This is a genomic window from Bacteroides sp. ET489, assembly GCF_030518095.1.
Classification (GTDB): domain Bacteria; phylum Bacteroidota; class Bacteroidia; order Bacteroidales; family Bacteroidaceae; genus Bacteroides; species Bacteroides ndongoniae.
In genome coordinates this window covers 1-18988 of record NZ_JAULLJ010000030.1, presented here as the reverse complement: position 1 = coordinate 18988, position 18988 = coordinate 1, and the positions used below count along the sequence as shown (strand labels likewise).

16 protein-coding genes are annotated in these 18988 nt (G+C 47.5%); 10 read left to right on the top strand and 6 right to left on the bottom strand.

Features of this window, described 5'->3' with window-relative positions; all coding sequences use genetic code 11:
* The first annotated feature begins 44 nt into the window (after positions 1 to 44).
* Positions 45 to 320 carry an HU family DNA-binding protein gene (locus Q3C19_RS14225; RefSeq protein ID WP_022162508.1) on the top strand — a complete coding sequence of 92 codons (276 nt, stop codon included), beginning with the start codon at positions 45 to 47 and terminating at the stop codon, positions 318 to 320.
* A gap of 330 nt (positions 321 to 650) precedes the next feature.
* Positions 651 to 2225, top strand: coding sequence for an Rne/Rng family ribonuclease (locus Q3C19_RS14220; protein ID WP_022162507.1), 1575 nt, complete (start codon positions 651 to 653; stop codon positions 2223 to 2225).
* A 53-nt stretch (positions 2226 to 2278) separates the two neighbouring features.
* Here the strand turns inward: Q3C19_RS14220 and Q3C19_RS14215 are convergent, their stop codons facing one another.
* The 6 genes from Q3C19_RS14215 to Q3C19_RS14190 all read right to left on the bottom strand — a co-directional run bounded on the left by Q3C19_RS14215 (position 2279) and on the right by Q3C19_RS14190 (position 10508).
* Positions 2279 to 5164, bottom strand: coding sequence for a DEAD/DEAH box helicase family protein (locus Q3C19_RS14215; protein ID WP_302730169.1), 2886 nt, complete (start codon positions 5162 to 5164; stop codon positions 2279 to 2281).
* 20 nt (positions 5165 to 5184) lie between these two features.
* Positions 5185 to 7113 carry a site-specific DNA-methyltransferase gene (locus Q3C19_RS14210; RefSeq protein WP_302730167.1) on the bottom strand — a complete coding sequence of 643 codons (1929 nt, stop codon included), beginning with the start codon at positions 7111 to 7113 and terminating at the stop codon, positions 5185 to 5187.
* A 534-nt stretch (positions 7114 to 7647) separates the two neighbouring features.
* Positions 7648 to 8088, bottom strand: a complete 441-nt coding sequence (locus Q3C19_RS14205; protein ID WP_022162506.1) for a DUF6078 family protein — start codon at positions 8086 to 8088, stop codon at positions 7648 to 7650.
* Between the two features lie 13 nt (positions 8089 to 8101).
* A complete protein-coding gene (locus Q3C19_RS14200) occupies positions 8102 to 9274 on the bottom strand; it encodes an iron-containing alcohol dehydrogenase (RefSeq protein ID WP_071149458.1) in 1173 nt (390 codons plus the stop codon).
* A 46-nt stretch (positions 9275 to 9320) separates the two neighbouring features.
* Positions 9321 to 9689, bottom strand: coding sequence for a DMT family protein (locus Q3C19_RS14195; RefSeq protein WP_022162504.1), 369 nt, complete (start codon positions 9687 to 9689; stop codon positions 9321 to 9323).
* A 63-nt stretch (positions 9690 to 9752) separates the two neighbouring features.
* On the bottom strand, positions 9753 to 10508 hold the full coding sequence (locus Q3C19_RS14190) for an ATP-binding protein (RefSeq protein WP_302730163.1): 756 nt from the start codon (positions 10506 to 10508) through the stop codon (positions 9753 to 9755).
* A 141-nt stretch (positions 10509 to 10649) separates the two neighbouring features.
* Here Q3C19_RS14190 and Q3C19_RS14185 point away from each other — a divergent pair, with 141 nt between their 5' ends.
* The 8 genes from Q3C19_RS14185 to Q3C19_RS14150 form a co-directional block, all read left to right on the top strand.
* Positions 10650 to 12080, top strand: a complete 1431-nt coding sequence (locus Q3C19_RS14185) for a tetratricopeptide repeat protein (RefSeq protein ID WP_302730161.1) — start codon at positions 10650 to 10652, stop codon at positions 12078 to 12080.
* Positions 12081 to 12105: 25 nt separating this feature from the next.
* Positions 12106 to 12573 carry an NfeD family protein gene (locus tag Q3C19_RS14180; RefSeq protein WP_022162501.1) on the top strand — a complete coding sequence of 156 codons (468 nt, stop codon included), beginning with the start codon at positions 12106 to 12108 and terminating at the stop codon, positions 12571 to 12573.
* Between the two features lie 52 nt (positions 12574 to 12625).
* Complete coding sequence (gene floA, locus Q3C19_RS14175; protein WP_022162500.1) at positions 12626 to 13627, top strand: flotillin-like protein FloA; 1002 nt, start codon at positions 12626 to 12628, stop codon at positions 13625 to 13627.
* A gap of 167 nt (positions 13628 to 13794) precedes the next feature.
* Positions 13795 to 14673, top strand: a complete 879-nt coding sequence (locus Q3C19_RS14170) for a nucleoside phosphorylase (protein ID WP_022162499.1) — start codon at positions 13795 to 13797, stop codon at positions 14671 to 14673.
* Between the two features lie 22 nt (positions 14674 to 14695).
* Positions 14696 to 15190 carry a GAF domain-containing protein gene (locus Q3C19_RS14165; RefSeq protein ID WP_071149455.1) on the top strand — a complete coding sequence of 165 codons (495 nt, stop codon included), beginning with the start codon at positions 14696 to 14698 and terminating at the stop codon, positions 15188 to 15190.
* 87 nt (positions 15191 to 15277) lie between these two features.
* Positions 15278 to 16678 carry a tRNA uridine-5-carboxymethylaminomethyl(34) synthesis GTPase MnmE gene (gene mnmE, locus Q3C19_RS14160; protein ID WP_277120882.1) on the top strand — a complete coding sequence of 467 codons (1401 nt, stop codon included), beginning with the start codon at positions 15278 to 15280 and terminating at the stop codon, positions 16676 to 16678.
* Positions 16679 to 16929: 251 nt separating this feature from the next.
* Entirely contained in the window at positions 16930 to 17835 is a 906-nt protein-coding gene (locus tag Q3C19_RS14155; RefSeq protein ID WP_277120865.1) for a helix-turn-helix domain-containing protein, read from the top strand.
* Between the two features lie 99 nt (positions 17836 to 17934).
* The coding region (locus Q3C19_RS14150) for a site-specific integrase (RefSeq protein ID WP_302730197.1) at positions 17935 to 18988 on the top strand (1054 nt) is incomplete at its 3' end.

Below are 18988 nucleotides of genomic sequence, written 5' to 3'. Positions count from 1 at the left end.
GTCCAAAAAATTAAGAAACAGTAATAACCATATTTGTAGAAAAAATGACTAAAGCTGACATTGTAAACGAAATTGCAAAAAACACCGGAGTTGATAAGACCACCGTACTTACAACCGTTGAAGCATTCATGGAAGCAGTAAAGGCATCCTTGTCAAGAGAGGAAAATGTTTACCTCCGCGGGTTTGGTAGTTTTGTTGTAAAGAAGAGAGCACAGAAAACTGCCCGTAATATCTCTAAGAATACAACGATTATCATTCCGGAACACAATATTCCGGCGTTTAAGCCTGCAAAGACATTCACTCTTTCAGTGAAAAAATAATAAACAATAGTATTAACCCATAAAATTTTAGAAGCTATGCCAAGCGGAAAGAAGAAAAAAAGACATAAAATGTCTACGCACAAGCGTAAAAAAAGACTAAGAAAGAACAGACATAAAAGCAAAAAGTAAATCTTAGTCTGAAAGACAAGACAAAAGAACAAACTTGTGAAACAAAAGGTCTCGCGGGTTTGTTCTTTGTTTAAGTAATGTATTGTGCCAGCAACAAGCCGGCAAGAAAAAACGGAGCATATATACATCTCCCGACTTGTTTCCTGCCAGCTTGTCCACAATGAAACCCTGTATTATCAAACAAAAACAAAAGTAACGACTGTGACCAGCGAACTCGTTGTAGACGTACAGCCCAAAGAAGTCTCCATCGCCCTGCTCGAAGACAAGCAACTGGTGGAACTTCAGAGCGAAGGAAGAAACATTTCTTTCTCCGTGGGCAATATGTATTTGGGGCGTGTCAGGAAACTGATGCCCGGCCTGAATGCCTGCTTCGTGGACGTGGGTTACGAGAAAGACGCTTTTCTTCACTATCTGGACTTAGGTCCGCAATTCAACTCGTTAGAAAAATACGTAAAGCAAACTTTAAGCGACAAGAAGAAAATCAACCCTATCACCAAGGCAACCATACTCCCCGACCTTGAAAAAGACGGCACCATAGCCAATACCCTCAAGGTAGGACAGGAAGTTGTGGTTCAGATTGTCAAGGAGCCTATTTCGACCAAAGGCCCCCGACTGACGTCCGAACTGTCTTTTGCCGGAAGATACCTCGTACTGATACCTTTCAACGATAAGGTTTCCGTATCGCAAAAAATTAAATCGAGCGAAGAACGGGCCCGCCTTAAGCAACTGCTGATGAGCATCAAGCCGAAAAACTTCGGCGTTATCGTCCGCACCGTAGCCGAAGGCAAACGGGTAGCCGAACTCGACGGAGAACTTAAAGTATTGCTGAAACACTGGGAAGACGCCGTAGTAAAAATACAGAAAGCCACCAAATTCCCCACTCTGATTTACGAAGAAACCAGCCGCGCCGTAGGACTGTTGCGCGACTTGTTCAATCCATCGTTCGAGAACATCTATGTGAACAACGAAGCCGTGTTCCACGAAATCAAGGATTACGTAACTCTCATTGCCCCTGAACGGGCAGGAATCGTGAAACTGTATAAAGGCCCTCTCCCCATCTACGACAATTTTGGCATCACCAAGCAGATTAAATCCTCTTTTGGTAAGACCGTTTCATACAAAAGTGGTGCCTACCTGATTATTGAGCATACTGAGGCGCTTCACGTAGTAGACGTGAACAGCGGTAACCGCACCAAGAATGCCAACGGGCAGGAGGCCAACGCACTGGAAGTGAATCTGGGAGCTGCCGACGAACTGGCACGCCAACTGAGACTTCGCGATATGGGAGGCATCATCGTCGTGGACTTTATCGACATGAACGAAGCCGAGAACCGGCAGAAACTCTACGAGCGCATGTGCCAGAACATGCAAAAAGACAGGGCACGCCACAACATCCTGCCCCTGAGCAAATTCGGGCTGATGCAAATCACACGCCAGCGGGTACGCCCCGCCATGGACGTGAATACGACAGAAACCTGCCCCACATGCTTCGGGAAAGGCACCATCAAGTCGTCCATCCTCTTTACCGATGCCCTGGAAAGTAAAATAGACTATCTGGTAAACAAGCTGAAGATAAAGAAATTCTCGTTACACATCCACCCGTACATCGCCGCCTACGTCAACCAAGGGCTGATGTCCCTGAAACGGAAATGGCAGATGAAATACGGATTTGGCATTAAAATCATTCCCAACCAGAAACTCGCGTTTCTGCAATATATCTTCTACGACCCGCAAGGCGAAGAGATAGATATGAAAGAGGAAGTAGAAATCAAATGAAACAAGCGGCTATGTCTCTCCCCAAAAAGGACATAGCCGCTTTTCGGTCTTTATTAGAACAATTCCCCATTGACATTCGCTGACGTAATTTTATTCAGCTGACACATTTCTTCCAATGTTGCCCCGTTTCGTGCCAAAGCATAGAAAAATGATTCCGGTAGAAGAACGTACTCCCACTCCTTATCCATTCGGTCTGTAGCATTCAACGTATTTATCTTCCTACACCACTCCACCGCAGCTTTCTGTTTCTGCCTGACATTGGCATCGGCCATACGATCATCTGCTTTCGTCTCTATAATATAAAGATGTGTAGCGGTACGCACGATGAAATCGGGATGATAAGAAGCCAACAAACCATCCTTGCGTAAGTAAAACAACGACGCGAAAGCATGCTGATTTTCATTGATCTTCAGGAAACACTCCACTTCTCCGTCTCTATCCAGAAATTCAGAAAAGGCCTTTTCAAAACCACCCCGGTTGCTGGGATAACCCACTTTCTCATAAATCACTTTTTGCAACGCCATACTATAACTCTCGCGGATACGCAAAAACTGCACGGACGAAAACCAGACTTTTTCGACCACCGCCTCGCTGACCATCACGTTTTCCTGCATCCTATGAATGGCAACGCTCATTTCGCGGATGATATGCGAAGTCACAACTCCATTTTTCGCCAACAAAATTTTCCAATCGTTACCTTCGAAGGGGTTGAACGGCTGACCGAACAAGCTTGTACGGATATAGTCATCCAAAACACGGATAATGGACGGCTGATTGATTTGCAGAGTAGGAAATGGACGGGTCGAGCGTATTCCCACCCTATCCATACGAGTTGTCACAACACGCAACAACTTCTGCAAATATTCATTATAACTCGTTGCTGTAAACAAGTCGGCTTTCACTTCATACTTGCCGAAACGTGTTTCTGTCATAACAGTTTCCGACACAAAAGCCTCACTGGTAGTAGCCAGAAAACTACGCAAATGCTCCAACGTAAAATCAGTATATGGATAAAGAGAAGCTGTATCTATCTGAGTCGGAGTAATTTCTTCCTCGGCATCACGCATCACTATCGGCCAAAAGAGATCGTATTCTTTGTAGTTTTCTTTCAGATTCACCTTTATAAAATCGCCAACTGAACTACCACAGGAAAGCATCTCACCTTCATCCATGCCGGCCAGCCCCTCGTCCATCAACTCACGATAAAATGCACAGAAAGCCGGATGCTCAATGATGGAAAGCATGTCGATATACGACGTCGGTTGCAATTTCTTTACCAACACCCTCCGCCGATCTTCTTCTTTCTTTTCCCAATAAACAGGTTCCCGCCACATCAGCCGGAGTCCGCGCCCTACCGTCTGCTCCAACAAAATGGAAGCCTGCGACGAACGGAGCGGAACTATGACACAGATATTGTTAACATCGAATCCCTCACGAAGCATCAGCACCGACACGATAATTTTGGGCGAGGCATAACGGTCTACATTGAACAACCGCTCTTTCACACGTGACCATTCACTATCTTTCATGTCTCCTTTCTGGTTGCTGTCGATGCGCAACACATCTTCTGCCGACAGCCCTTCTTCATATAGAAACTGTTCAACAAAAGGTGTTACCGATGTATCTTCGCACACAACCAGCATTTTAGGATGCTTGTCGGCATCCAGTTTCACAAAATCCTTCTCAAGGATGCGAAGCTTGGCCAAGCCGGCACGAAGCATCAGACGTTGTCCTTCACTCAGCGAAACCACCTTATTACGCTCGTCACGTACAGCTTTGTAGTCAAGTCCCTCCAACTCGGTCAGTTCCTGACGCCGGTCCAACAACAGTGTTTTCACCAACCCCAGCTTCATAGCCTCAGCCAAAGGAAAATCGGTCACGATGTGAGGAAAGTAATGCTTCACCTTCCTGCTACCGCTTCCACTGGTATCGTAAGGAGTTGCCGAGAAGTCAATTTGGAAAAAGGTTCCTTCCTTGTCATGGGCAATATAATCCAACCCTTTCTGCCATTCTACCTCCTGTATCTCGCCGCCCACCTTATTTTCGTGAATGTGGTGCGCCTCGTCATTGATGACTAGCAGACCGGGCAAAGAAGCCAAATAGTCCATCTCTTCTCCCCGCAAGAATTTACGGTCGAGTGTGTCGAGCGAATTGCCCGCACTAACTCCCGGCCGCAAAGGCAACAGGCTCTGAACAATTGCTGCCGGAGATGCCTCATCACATTCTTCCGCTTCCTCCTCCTGCGAAAGGAACAGGTGCCAATTAGTCAAGGCAACCAGGCCGTCGGCTGTTGTCTTCCGCCCGATCCCTTCTTCTTTGCTCACCACATTGTTGCGCAAGAAGCTGAATACCTCATCCCGATAGGCAGAAGGAAGAAACAAATCGCTGTTGCGATACAAATCGTTGGTTTCAAAATCGCGTGTACCGGTTTCCGGATCCAGACGCCCCATGTAGGCATCGAGCAGACGGTCGTACACCACCAGACCGGGAGCCACTATCAAAAAATTGCGGGTATATCGCCCGAGAGGGTCGCTTTCGTGCCGGGCATTGAGCAGCTGCCAAAGCAGAAGGGCGTGCATCACCCAGGTTTTGCCCGTACCGGTAGCCATCTTTACAGCATACTTGGGCAGGTCATATTTGTCAGCTGCCAGTAGATGCAGGTCAGCCTGAGCCAACAAATCAGGAGCCACTTTCTGATAGATGTCTGTCACTGAATCGATTTTCAAGACCTCATGCAAATAGATGATATTCAGAATAGCCTGCCGCTGGCCTGAATGGAAATTGTAGAGCCGCTCGCTGACATAAGGTTCCATAAACCAATATTTCAGTAAGTCTGCCGTAACAGGCGATACTGCCTGCAACATCTCGCCGCTTTCGAAAGCCCGGATCACCCGTTCCGAGAGTCGTGCTGCCAAATCAAGAGAAATATCTGTTTTCATGTTGATTCGCTTTTCCTGATTTATAAAGTTTCGGTTACCATGCTTTCGAAGCCAAAGACGTCAACGGCCTTGACGCAAACTGTCCTCTGCCCTTTTTTATGCGGCACACGAAGTATGGTCCGATAAACACAATGCAAAGGATCATCGTCGTTAGCTGTATTTTCACGATAATCCTGCCAAAGGCTCCGGAAGGTTATACCGTCGTAATCGGGGTCAATGCTCCAGTATTCTATCAGGGCCAGAGGGTCGAGACGGATTACCTGCTGCAGCTTTACCTTGTCTTTCTCGTCCAACGGGATGTTATCGGGCGAAAGCAGGATGTAGTTGTCAAGAGTTACATGCAATTCGTCCAATTCCTCCGAAAAAGAACGTATCTGTATAGGCTTGCAAACCAGGTATTGCAATGTACTGAACCGCACGGAACCTTCGCGCACCAGTTTTTCATAACCTTTCTTCGAGAGCTTATCGAGCAAGTCGGGTGGAATGACAAGCACATCCACCTCATTCTTGTACTGTACGATGGCACGGCTTACATCAAAAGCAAAGTTCCACCCCAATACGACTGCCTTACGCCAACCGCCACCCAGCAGGGTATTCCGGGCTTCGTAAGCCCGACGGACAGTAGCCATACCGGTAAGTTTGTTCGGGCTGTCAACCAGCACCAGTGCACGTTCGGCCTTTACATGTCCCCAATTCCGGTCGTTCAGTTGTTCTTCCGTAAAAGGGATGGCACCATAAAGCTGCATGACAATACGACTTAAGTCACCGATCCGTCTGTAAAGTCTGTTGGAACCGAATACTTCCTTCTGATAATCTCCGATAGACTGATAAAGAAATGGCTTAACCTTTTGGTCGATAAATCGTTTGCGCATGACAAGCGTAGCAGGTTTACCAATATCAGTCGTTATCCAGCGGCGTCCCAAACGTTCTGCCACCGCGGCCGCAGTACCGCTACCGCCAAAGAAATCACAAACGAGGTCACCTTCATTGGAAGATGCTTTGATGATACGTTCAAGAAGGGCTTCGGGCTTTTGAGTAGCGTAACCGGTTCTTTGAGGATCCTTTTGTTGAATATGGCTAATATCAAACCATACATCAGGCAACAAAACAGGCTCATCGTCGTAATAACGATAAATGCGCCCATTCGATTTTATGGTACGATAAATGCGCCCATTTACATCTATCTCCTTTTTAAGATTATTCCATTTTTCAATCACATGCCCACAAGCTTGACATTTGTTTCTTGGATAATTTGCCTCATTCAAATTAAAGTGAGAATTATTCCCTTTCGAATAGAAAAATATTATATCATGTTTCCTCGCAAAACATTTTTGTGGAATTCCCCCACTTTGATAATGCCATACTATTTCATTAACTAAATTTTCCTTCCCGAAGATGTCATCCATCAACACCTTCACATAATGCCCTACATGCCAATCAATATGCACATAGATACTCCCCTTATCGGAAAGCAATTCGCGCATCAAAACCAACCGTGGGTAAAGCATCTTCAAATAAGACACCGTTCCATCCTTCCAAGTATCTGCATAAGCAAACTGTTCGATTGTAGTAGGCTTCTGTTCTATATCCACCCCCGGCAGATTGATTCTAGTCCGATAATCGGCTTTGCTATCAAACGGCGGGTCTATGTATATCAGATCTACTTTGCCGCGCATCGACGGTAGTCCCGTGGCCTCGTCGCCGGCAATAAGCGCCTGCATGGCCAGCAGGTTATCACCATAAATTAATCGGTTAATCCACTCTTTTCCAAAATTCAGTTGTGCCGTTTGTCCCTTCCACAGACCGCTGACGTCTTTGGAAGGCAGCACCAGTTCGTTGGTCTGCAGCCCGATGTGCGTGCCGCTACCAATCCGCTCCAATACCCGTTGTGCTTCTCTTCGGCCTTCCTCAACGATTTTGGGCAATTCAAAAATCAAGGACTTTGGCATACGCTCTCCTCTGTTTTTAATGCGTTGTGCCATCGCCCTAATCCCTACGAACACACTGCGTGGGCTAATTCTTGCCCCTAAAGTGCGGTCGTAGGAAACCGATGCAAACAGACAAGAACGCCCACGCATATACGCGAGCATTCGCACATCTGCTCTCGGTTTGCATTATGAAATTTCCTACGTTTCACTTTAACTAAGAACAAACAGCAAACGCTGATTAATAATTCAATAAAACTATCAGGAGACTGTCACCACCGTGACCAGTTTCCTTGCTTGCAAATATAAGAGTATTTTGCTTTTCTACATCAAAAAAAGAACAATAAATACAGAAAAAGATATCCTCTCCGTTTCCTCCCGTGGAAACGGCCGTAACCATTAAAGGGAACGGGAATTCCCTCAGCAGGAAACGCGCGTTCCCTAATGAGGAAACGGCAGTTTCCTCTTATAGAAACAGGAGGAAACTGCCGTTATCTGATTTACAAAGACTTAACCTGAATATAAAATCGACCGTTATCGGGCTAAACGGATAAGCATCTACGCCCAACGGTGTTCGAAGACATAATCGTCGAAATACTCGTCAAGCTCCACACCCAGCGAACGGGCTATATGTACAATCTGCTGTTGCTCCGACGGAGACAGCAGACGTTCTCCGCGGCGAGTCAGGTAATAGTTTTTCCGTCCCAGGCAACTGATGGCACGGTTGCGGAAAGTTCCTGCCACGCCCAATGTCAACGCCTTCACCGTACGCATAAAGCCACGGGCATAGCGCACGGGCTCGTCGGGCAAAAAGTACTTGCACGCTGCTTCGCCCTCGACCGTCCGGCAAGGGTTCAGCATCCGGAAAGACTCCAACCGCGACGGCAGGTGACAATAGGCCAAATGGCGCAAACACGTCGCCGACTTGGCACAGTGCGAAGCGCCGCAATGCAGAAAGCCATGAGGCACTTTGGTATAGTCGAAAGAATCGTCGCTCATAATCTTTCTTTTTTTATAAGGCCATGCGATAGATTTCTTCCGTATCGGCCGAAGTCAGCTTCACATAACTACCTACAGTGAGGCCTTTGTTGCGGTGCAGATTGGCCACCAGCGTATCAATGTCGGGCTGTTCGATGCCCAGCTCCTTGAAGCTGACGGGCAGTCCGATGTAGCGGAAGAAGAACTTCAGCTGCGACACGCCGCTCAACGCCATCTCCAGCAAATCGTCCGACTGGGGCACACCAAATACGCGGTGGGCAAACTGAGCCACCTTCTTCGGGTTGCGTTCGGCCACAAAAGCCATCCAGGCAGGTACGATCACTGCCAGACCGGCACCGTGAGTGACGTCGTAAAGGGCACTGACTTCGTGCTCCAGGAAGTGCGAAGCCCAGTCTTCCTCGCGTCCCACTCCGCACGTACCGTTATGGGCAATGGTGCCACACCACATGATGTTGGCGCGCGCATCGTAATCGTTCGGATTGGCTTTCAGCCGATAAGCTTCCTTGATGATGGCCACCAGGGTGCCTTCGCACAGGCGGTCGCTCACCTCAACACCTTCGGTATTGGTGAAGTAACGCTCCATGATGTGCACCATCATGTCGGCAATGCCACTGGCTGTCTGATAAGCAGGCAGCGTATAGGTCAGCTCGGGATTCATAACGGCAAACACCGGACGAAGCACTTCGGGGGCACGTATACCCAGCTTCTGCAGGGTAACCGAATGGGTGATGACCGCATTGCCCGAGCCTTCGCTTCCGGCAGCAGGAATGGTGAGGACCACGCCCACCTTCAAAGCCTTGGTGATGCTGGCCTTGCCGATGTAGAAATCCCAAAAGTCACCCTCGTAAAGCGCACCTACTGCAATGGACTTGGCTGTATCAATCACCGAACCGCCGCCTACGGCAAGCAGCATGTCCACTCCCTGTTCGCGACAAAGGCGGATGCCTTCGTACACTTTGGGTTCGGTAGGATTGGGCTGCACGCCTCCCAGTTCGCAATAGGCTACACCGGCTGCCTGCAACGACTCTTCAACACGGGCAAGCAAGCCGCTACGTTGCACCGAGCCGCCGCCATAGACTATCATCACACGGGTGCCACCGTACTTGCGCACCAGACTACCTGTCTGCGCTTCCGTATCCTTGCCAAACACAAATTCGGTAGGACTATAAAAAACAAAATTGTTCATAGCTGAAATAATATGGTATTAGTTTTAGTAAAAGAAAGCATGCAACTTACTTATAGAATACAAAATAAACGGCCAGCACCAGGCAGATGAATGCCACAAAGTGATTCCAGTGTAAAGCCTCGCCCTTGAACAGCACCGTGGTAAAGACCGTGAACACGATGAGCGTAATGGCTTCCTGAATGACCTTGAGCTGCATCAACGAAAAAGGTCCGCCGTTGCCTACAAAGCCGATACGGTTGGCCGGCACCTGACACGAGTATTCGGCCAGTGCAATGCCCCACGAAAACAGAATCACCGCATAGAGCGGCCAGTTGGAGATGATTTTCGTCTCCTGCAACTTCAGGTGCCCGTACCAGGCAAAGGTCATGAAGATGTTAGACACGACCAGAAGTAGAATAGTGTAAAATCCTTTCATGTTGTTTTCCTTATTTTATTTCGATTTTTCTTTGATTTCTGCATTGGGTATGGGAAAGCCTCATCAAGGCATCGGCTGCTCCTTGCGGGGCAGAAGCTCGTCCTGAACATTGGACATACTCCCCCAAAGACTGTAGCGTGCTTCGGGGTTCATTGCTTCCAATTGCTTCAGCACGTCTTTCATCGAGCTGCGGTGGGAGTCATGCTCGTAAGGACAATTCTTCACCTGCTTTCTGAAACCGCGCGCAGAGGCCAGTTCTTCCAGGTCGGACTCGTGAACCAGACACATCGGACGGATGATGGTCATATCGAACTTCTTCATCACCAACCGGGGCGGCATCGTACCGAACGCCCCTTGAAAGGTGATATTCATCAGCAGCGTTTCCAGAATGTCATCCATGTGATGCCCCAGGGCAATCTTGTTGCATCCCTGCTCCTTGGCCACGGTGAAGAGCGCCTTGCGCCTGTTCCACGAACAAAGAAAACAGGGCGACTTGCGGGCATCGGTCGAAGCGTCAAACTCTGTTTCATATATCACCAGAGGCACGCCCCACGACTCGGCATAGCGGCGCAGGTAGTCGGTATCGCTTTCGTAAGCAATGTTTTTCATCACCACGTGGGCAGCCACAACCGAAAACCTTGGCTTGTAGATGCGTGCACGGCGCGCCAGCAGCTCGACCAGTGCCAACGAATCTTTCCCGCCCGAGAGACCGATGAGAATCTTGTCTCCCTCTTCAATCAGCCCGTATTCCACCACTCCTTTGGCAAACCGTTTCTCGATGCGGCGGAGCATTTTTTCTTCTTCTGTATACTTTGCCATAACCTGTGAAAATCGGGCACAAAAATAACGCAAAAGAATGATTTAAAGAAGAATTAACATAATAGAATCAGCGAAAAGGGCTTTATTCGCGATTAATTTGTATTTTTGAACTTTTGATAGCATAAAGAATACAATAAAAATATGAAAAAGAAATATATCCTGTTGCTTTTCTCCTGCCTGCTGGGCACCGGTGCCTACGCACAGACACTGGCCAAGGCCAAAGAATTGTACGAGAAAGGCGAATACGAACAGGCCAAACCGGCATTCCAACGCCTTGTCAAGTCGAACCCCTCGAACGGTAACTACAATCTGTGGTACGGCGTGTGCTGCCTGAAGACCGGCGAGGCTGAAAAGGCTGTGAAGCCTCTGGAGATGGCTGTGAAGCGGCGCACCCCCAGCGGCCAGCTCTATCTGGGGCAAGCCTACCATCAGGTGTACCGTTTCGAAGAGGCCGTCGAAGTGTACGAAGAATACATTGCCGAACTGCAGAAGCGCAAACGCTCGACCGTTCAGGCCGAAAGCCTGCTTCAACAAAGCAGAATCGGATTACGCCAGCTAAGGGGTGTAGAAGAAGTGTGCATCGTCGACAGCTTCGTCGTAGACAAGAAAGACTTCCTGAAAGCCTATAAAATAGGTTCGGAAGCCGGCAAGCTGTTCATGTACAACGAATATTTCAAAGACCGGCAGCCCAGCGAAACAACGGTTTACGAAACCGAACTCGGCACCAAAATCTACTATTCCGAATACCAGCCGGCCAACAGTACCCTGAATATTCTGGCCAGCAACAAACGTCAGGACGGATGGAGCAAAGGCACTCCCCTGCCCGGCTCTATCAACGGAGAGGTAAATGCCAACTATCCCTACGTCATGTCCGACGGAGTTACCATTTACTATGCAGCCGACGGCCCTGAGTCAATAGGCGGATACGACATCTTCGTCACCCGTTACAACACTCAGAACGGAACCTATCTGAATCCGCAAAACGTCGGTATGCCTTTCAACTCGCCTTATAACGACTACATGTACGTTGTCGACGAATACAACAATCTGGGATGGTTTGCTTCCGACCGCCACCAGCCCGAAGGCAAGGTATGCGTCTATGTCTTCATCCCCAACACCTCCAAACAGGTGTACAGCTACGAAAACATGGAACACGAAAAGCTCCTCGCCCTGGCACGCCTGAGCTCTATCAAACAGACCTGGGCAGACAACGACCTCGTCACCGAAGCCCTGCAACGGCTCAAAGATGTTTCTACCGAGAAGAAGGAAGTAAAACAGAAGCACGATTTCGAATTCATCATCGACGACCAGACTGTATACTATAAGATGGCCGACTTCCGTTCGCCACAGGCTAAAAAGACATTCCAGAAATACCGTCAGCTGGAGAACAGCTATGCCCAGCAGAGCAATAAACTGGACGATCTGCGTAAACGCTACGCGTCGGCTCCACAAGCTGAAAGAGGAAAAATGGCTCCGGGCATGCTCGATCTGGAAAAGCGTATCGAACAGCTTGCCAATGAAATAGACCAGACGGCCATCTTGGTACGCCAGCAGGAGAAAGGAATCAAATAACAAAAACTATATTACGAAAAACACTATGGACATACTTATCATTGCCGTACTTATTGTCGCCGCGATTATCCTTTTTCTGGTGGAACTGTTTGTCGTACCCGGCATCAGTATCGCAGGCATTCTGGCAGGAGGCTGCATCGTCTTTGCCAACTACTACGCCTTTGCCCACATGGGAACGATGGCCGGCTTCATCACCCTGGTTATTTCAGCACTGGGATGTATAGGGTCGCTGATACTGTTCATGCGATCGAAAACCCTCGACAAGCTGGCCTTGAAGGAAGACATCTCGTCGAAAATCGACCGTACGGCCGAAGCGAAAGTCAAGGTAGGCGATACGGGCATTTGCACCACCCGTCTGGCCCTGATCGGATATGCCGAAATAGGAGGCGACATCGTCGAAGTAAAGTCGGCCGACGGTCTGCTGGACGAGAAGACTCCCATCGTAGTGACCCGCATCACCGACGGCGTCATACTGGTGGAAAAACAAAAATGAAATTACAAAAGATTCAAAAACTTAAAAACTCAATAACTTAAAACCTAAAGCAATGGACACAAGCTCTCTGTATCTGACTGCTTTCCTCGTGGTAGGAGGCATCATCTTTCTGGTACTTTTCTTCCATTACGTACCCTTCTTCCTCTGGCTTTCGGCCAAGGTGTCAGGAGTGAACATTTCGTTAGTGCAACTCTTCCTGATGCGCATCCGTAACGTACCGCCTTATGTCATCGTGCCCGGACTGATCGAGGCCCACAAAGCCGGACTGAACAACATTACCCGCGACGGACTCGAAGCCCACTACCTGGCAGGCGGACACGTAGAAAAAGTTGTTCACGCACTGGTATCGGCAGCCAAAGCCAACATCGACCTGCCCTTCCAGATGGCTACTGCCATCGACCTGGCCGGACGTGACGTATTCGAAGCTGTACAGATGTCCGTAAATCCCAAGGTGATCGACACTCCGCCTGTCACCGCCGTAGCCAAGGACGGTATCCAGCTCATCGCCAAGGCACGCGTCACCGTTCGTGCCAACATCCGCCAGCTGGTAGGTGGTGCCGGCGAAGACACCGTACTGGCCCGTGTAGGCGAAGGTATCGTATCGTCCATCGGTTCGAGCGAAAGCCACAAGTCGGTGCTCGAAAACCCCGACTCCATCTCTAAACTCGTACTCCGCAAAGGACTGGATGCAGGCACCGCTTTCGAGATTCTCTCCATCGACATCGCCGATATCGACATAGGTAAGAACATCGGTGCCGCCCTTCAGATGGATCAGGCCAACGCCGACAAGAACATCGCCCAAGCCAAGGCCGAAGAGCGCCGTGCCATGGCCGTAGCCAGCGAACAGGAAATGAAAGCCAAGGCTCAGGAAGCCCGCGCCAAGGTGATAGAAGCTGAAGCCGAAGTGCCTAAAGCCATGGCCGAAGCTTTCCGAAACGGCAATCTGGGTATCATGGATTACTACCGCATGAAAAATATTCAGGCTGATACCGACATGCGCGAAACCATCGCCCGTCCCACTGCTGGCGGAAGCAGTCAGCCAATGAATAAATAAGGCGAAATGACAAGTCATAAGTTGTAAGTTCATCCCCCTTTCTTCACCAACAAATTACTAAAATCTGAACTTATAGCTTATGGCTCGTCATCCAAGACTCAAAAACTCATAATCTAAAAACTAACAGCTCGGAGCTTATAACTCGCAGCTAAAAAACACCTACGCTTATGAAAAAGTATTTTCCTTCTTCCGAACTGATTATCAACGAAGACGGTTCCGTTTTCCACTTGCATGTAAAGCCTGAATGGCTGGCAGACAAAGTAATCCTTGTAGGCGACCCTGGCCGCGTAGCCCTCGTTGCTTCGCATTTTGAAAATAAAGAGTGCGAAGTTGAGAGCCGTGAATTCCGTACTATTACCGGCAGTTATCAGGGCAAGCGTATCACTGTAGTGTCTACCGGTATCGGATGCGACAATGTAGACATCGTAATGAACGAACTTGACGCACTGGCTAATATCAATTTCCAAACGCGCGAGGAGAACGACCACTTCCGCCAGCTTGAAATCGTACGTATCGGCACATGCGGCGGTCTGCAACCCTATACTCCCGTAGGTACTTTCATCTGTTCTGCAATCTCTGTCGGCTTCGATGGCCTGCTCAATTTCTATGCCGGACGTAATGCCGTATGCGACCTGCCCATGGAACGCGCCTTGCTGAACCACCTGGGATGGAGCGGCAACCTTTGCGCACCTGCTCCATACGTTATCCATGCTGACGAGGAACTGGTAGAACGCATTGCCCGTCAGGACATGGTACGCGGGGTAACGGTGGCATGCGGCGGATTTTTCGGTCCGCAAGGACGCCAACTCCGTATTCCTTTGGCCGACCCGCATCAGAACGAGAAAATTGAATGTTTCGAATATCAGGGACACCGCATCACCAACTTCGAAATGGAAAGTTCAGCCCTGGCTGGACTGAGCCGCCTGATGGGGCACAAGGCTACTACCGTATGTATGGTTATAGCCAACCGACTGATCAAGGAAGCCAATACGGGCTACAAAAATCAGATAGACGACCTGATCAAAACAGTATTAGACCGCATCTAACAGTTTCCTTAAAACAGATCAAATGGAAGCAAGTTTCAAAACGAATGAAAATATGAGTAAAGAGGAACGCTATCAGGCGTTCCTCACCCAATATGCGCCGCTGATTGAAGGCGAGACCAATGCTGTAAGCATACTGGCCAACACATCAGCAGCCTTAAAAGAAGCTTTCGGTTTCTTTTGGGTAGGATTTTATATGGTAAATGACAACGAACTGCATTTAGGTCCCTTTCAGGGAAGCGTAGCCTGTTACCGCATCAGGAAAGGACGCGGGGTATGCGGCACCGCATGGGCCGAAGCAAAGACTCAGGTCGTGGCTGATGTCGACCTTTTCCCCGGACACATCGCATGCAGTTCGCTCTCACGATCTGAAATAGTAGTGCCCATCATCGCCAACGGCGAAGTAAAAGGTGTGCTTGATATCGACAGCGACCAGCTGAACACTTTCGACGAAACCGACCGAAAATATCTGGAGCAAACAGTACTCATTCTTACCCAAGTCCTCTATCCGCAATCATAATTCTCCAAACTACATTTCGCGATGTAATCCGAATGACGTATCTTTGCAAGCCATAAAAAGAACAGATTTTTCAGAGAGATAAACAACGTGAACATACAACTATCCAACGATACCATCTGTGCCATAGCCACTGCCCAAGGCGGTGCTATCGGCATCATCCGTGTGTCCGGGCCACAAGCCATCAGCATCACCAATAAGATCTTCACACCTGCCACAGGGAAGTCCCTGAGCGAACGTCCTGCTTATACATTGGCTTTCGGCCAGATCCGCACGAATACAGGCGAAATTATAGACGAAGTACTAATCAGCCTATTCCGTGCTCCCCATTCGTATACAGGAGAAGATTCCGTAGAGATTTCATGCCACGGTTCGTCATATATTCTTCAGCAGGTAATGCAACTCCTCCTTAAAAACGGATGCCGTGCTGCAGGCCCGGGAGAATACACCCAACGGGCTTTCCTGAACGGTAAAATGGATCTGAGTCAGGCAGAAGCTGTAGCCGACCTTATCGCTTCGACCTCGGCTGCCACCCACCGCATGGCTATGAACCAGATGCGGGGAGGATTCAGCCACGAACTCTCCCTGTTACGTGATAAGCTTCTGCACCTCACCTCTCTTATGGAACTGGAACTGGACTTCAGCGACCACGAAGAGTTGGAGTTTGCCGACCGTTCGGAACTGCAAGCCATCGCCTCCCAAATAGAAACGGTTATCAGCCGCCTGGCCGACTCGTTCAGTGTAGGCAATGCGTTGAAAAATGGTATCCCTGTAGCTATTGTAGGCGAAACCAATGCCGGCAAGTCTACCTTGCTGAATGCCTTGCTAAACGAAGAACGTGCCATCGTTAGTGACATCCACGGTACCACGCGCGATGTTATCGAAGATACCCTGAACCTGGGCGGTATCACTTTCCGCTTTATCGACACGGCCGGTATACGCGACACCCACGACACCATTGAAAGCCTAGGTATCGAACGTACCTTCCAAAAGCTGGAGCAGGCCGATATCGTCCTGTGGGTGATCGATGCTACCTGTGCCCACGAACAATACCAGCAACTAGCCGAAAAGATACTGCCCCGATGCGAAGGTAAACACCTTGTGTTAGTGATAAACAAAGCCGATCTCGCACCTCAGGCTTCCTCCATCACCTTCGACAGATTGCCCCAAGATACCCACATCCTTACCCTTGCTGCTAAACAGAAAGAGGGCCTTGACGCCCTCCAGCAGTTACTCATCGGTTTTGCCGCCCTACCCGACCTCTCGCAAACCGACGTCGTTGTAAGCAACATCCGACACTACGAAGCCCTGACCCACGCCCTCGCAGCCATCCACCGCGTACAAGACGGACTCTCCATCGGCCTCTCCGGTGACTTCGTCAGTCAGGATCTACGCGAATGCCTATACCACCTTGGCGAAATTGTGGGAGGAACTATTGAGACGGATGAGGTGCTGGGGAATATATTTAGAAATTTCTGCATCGGCAAGTAACTATATGATTATCAATGAATTAAATTGATTATAATCGATTAATATGGCGCTCTTTACAGGGCGCCTTTTTTGTTGCTCTACTGTCAATATTAGTCATTTATAAGCTTTGTACATCATCTTTTTGTACCGTTTTTGTACCACGAAGCAAAATTCCGGCATTTTACGCTGGACAGATTGTGGAGTGAGTTTACGCCATTTTACAGAATTTTACGGGATTATACAGATTATTGGGTGAAATAAAGCGAAATAAAATGAAAAGTAGAATTGAAATTAAAAGAATTTGTGCCTGGTGCGGTAAAGAATTTATTGCCTACAAAACGACGACAAATTGTTGTTCCCATAAGTGTGGAAACGCATTATATAAGAAACGTAAGCGTGATGCAGCAATAATTGCCAATAATAATTTAACTGAAAAAATTGTTACAGAAAAACCTATTGAGAAGATTAAAGACAAACCTTTTCTGACTATTACAGAAACTGCAATTTACCTTGGAGTAACAAGACCAACAATATATGGTTACCTTAAACGAGGCGATCTAAAAGCAACACGTATAGGAACTAAATTTCTTTTAAGCAAAGATGACATAAACAATATGTTTAACCATCCTGCAGATTTTAAGTTGCCACCTAAGGAAAAACAAGCAATCACAGAATTTTATACTACAGCTGAAATTATAGAAAAATTCAATGTTAGCGAATCATGGATATTTGTGATGGCTAGGAAAAATAAAATTCCCAAAACGTTCAATCGTGGTAAGACTTACTGGAGTAAAAAGCATGTTGATGCTTATTTTTCCTCGAAGGCTCCAGATGCAGACATTACAGAATGGTATAGTGTGCAAGAAGTACAGGACAAATTTCAAATGAGTCTTAATGCTATATACTCTTTTGTTTATAAAAATGCCATTCCGAAAAAGAAGGTTGGTATTACTGTATACTATTCAAAAAAGCACTTCGATATAGCAAAGGGAATACGTCAGGCTGAAGAACCCAAATACTATACAGTTCGAGAGGCTATGGAAAAATTCAAAATAACAAGAGACCAGTTATACCATTATACCAAGTATCATCAAATTCCCAAGATTAAAAAGGGAAAATATACTCTTATATCCAAACCTGAGCTCGATAATTTGTTCGAAGATCCTATCATTGAATAATCCCGGTATAAGTTATTTCCCGGTGTGAGTATTCACCAAGAAAACACCAGTTTAATTTGTACCGATAATAATAATTTATCAACCAAAAACATTAATCTTATGGCACTTACATGTACTAACGTAACATTGAGACAAAGAGTTATCAGTAACAGCAGAATTTCTCTCTACCTGGACTATTATCCGGCTATTCGCAATCCGTACACAATGAAAATGAGTCGCAGGGAATATCTTGGCATTTATATCTATGCCCGTCCTAAAAATGAGATTGAACGTGATTTCAACAATGAGATGCTGAGTAAGGCTGAAGCCATTCGTTGTATCAGAGTACAGGCAATCGTCAATGAGGAGTTTGGATTTCTTGACAAGCACAAAATGAAAGCTGACTTCCTTGCCTATTTTCGTGAAAAAGCAAAACTGAAGTATCACAAATGGGACTGCGTTTACCAGCATTTTGAAAAGTTTGTAAACGGCTATTGCACTTTCGGCGATGTAACGGTGGAGCTTTGCCAGAAGTTTAGGCAGTATCTACTGAACTGTAAACAGATCCGTCATCCTAATATCAGTGTTTCGAGGAATTCGGCAGCTGGCTATTTTTCGACTTTCCGTGCATTACTGAAAATAGCTTATCAAGAGAAAATGCTACGTGAAAATCTGAATGACTTCATAGACAAGATTGAATGGAAAGAAGTCAAAAAGCAGTATCTCACATTAGCAGAAGTTAAGAAACTGGCGGCTACACCATGCAAGATTCCTGTACTGAAACAAGCTTCATTATTCTCCTGTATGACCGGTCTTCGTATCAGCGATATTTTACAGCTTACATGGGATAATATTGAAGTCGGTCCTGACAATGGTTATTACATCAGAATTTGTACGGAAAAGACAGAAACTGAAGCCACTCTCCCCATTAGTAACGAAGCATTGGAACTATGTGGTATCCCTGGTTCAGGCCGCGTATTCAAAGGACTGACCAGAGCTATGACGAATCAGCCTCTCAAGCAATGGATTTCGGAAGCCGGAATCAAAAAACACATAACCTTCCACTGTTTCCGTCATTCGTACGCCGTCATACAAATCTCTTTAGGCACAGATATTTATACAGTATCGAAAATGCTTACTCACAAAAATGTTTCGACCACACAGATTTATGCTG